Source organism: Cytobacillus sp. IB215316 (genome assembly GCF_033963865.1).
Lineage (GTDB): Bacteria > Bacillota > Bacilli > Bacillales > SM2101 > Nanhaiella > Nanhaiella sioensis.
In genome coordinates, this window is record NZ_JAXBMC010000057.1 from 1 (window position 1) to 1,299 (window position 1,299).

The following is a 1,299-nucleotide window of genomic DNA, read 5'->3' on the forward strand; positions in this document are numbered from 1 at the left end:
ACTCCTTAAGGTGTGGGATGGTAGTGAGATCAGATACGGTGTAGCTTCTGCTACATTAAGTATCTGAAATTCCCTACATTTTTTGTTGCAGTAAAACACTAAAACTGATAAATTAATGTTATGGAAGAATATAGAAGAACCAAGACTACTGTTTCATTAATTAACTATCATTTTGTTTTCTGCCCACGGTATAGGCGAAAGATATTCCTTCAAACAAAGGTTGAAGAACGTTTTAAGCAGTTGGTTCAAGAAATATGTGAAGAATTGGACATTCAAATTATTGCTATTGAATGTGATAAAGACCACTCTCATTTATTTCTTAATGCTTTGCCGACATTAAGTCCTGCTGATATTATGGCAAAAATTAAAGGAGTGACTTCTAGTACATTGAGGAAGGAGTTTCCTCATCTTCAACACTTGCCGAGCTTATGGACACGTTCTTATTTCGTTTCAACTGCTGGAAATGTATCAAGTCAAACGATTAAAAGATACGTTGAACAACAAAAAACGAGGGGGTGAGACTGTGAAACAAACAATCACTGTGAAAATTAAATTGCTTCCAACAAAAGAACAAGCCGATGTTTTAACCAAGATGAGCTATGAGTATATTTCTACAATTAATACACTCATTTCAGAAATGGTAGAAGAAAAGAAAAGTACAAAGAAAACAAGTAAGCACGTAAATGCAATCCTACCGAGTGCTGTAAAAAACCAAGCTATTAAGGATGCGAAAAGTGTATTTTCTACAAAGATAAAGAAAAGTAAATATAAAATAATTCCTGTTCTTAAACAGCCTGTTTGTGTATGGAATAACCAAAACTATTCATTCGATTTTGAAAATATTTATCTACCATTAATGTTGAACGGTAAATCTAAAAAAGTCCCTGTTCGTGCTTTATTAGTAGATAAAAAGAATCGTAACTTTGACTTGTTAAAACATAAGTTAGGCACTCTTCGTATCACTAAAAAATCAAACAAATGGATTGCCCAAATTTCTGTCACTATTCCTACTGAATATAGGAATGGAACAAAAGTGATGGGCGTTGATTTAGGGTTGAAAGTCCCTGCCGTAGCTGTAACAGATAACGACAAAACTAAATTCTTTGGTAATGGTAGAAAAAATAAGTATGTTAAACGGTATTTTAGAAAGAACAGACAACGCTTGGGTAAGGCTAAAAAACTACAAGCTATTCGCAAGCTCGATGATAAGGAACAACGATATATGAAAGACCAAGACCACAAAATAAGTCGCGCAATTGTTAATTTTGCGATTGATAATCAAATTTCTGTTATTCGTTT

General features: G+C 33.5%; 2 protein-coding genes. Both read left to right on the forward strand.

Annotated features, from left to right (window positions below; translation table 11 throughout):
• The first annotated feature begins 120 nt into the window (after positions 1 to 120).
• Positions 121 to 519, forward strand: coding sequence for an IS200/IS605 family transposase (tnpA, locus tag SLH48_RS22360; RefSeq protein ID WP_214484953.1), 399 nt, complete (start codon positions 121 to 123; stop codon positions 517 to 519).
• 4 nt (positions 520 to 523) lie between these two features.
• Positions 524 to 1,299, forward strand: a 776-nt coding sequence (locus SLH48_RS22365) for a transposase (protein ID WP_320259919.1), incomplete at its 3' end; no start/stop codon positions are given.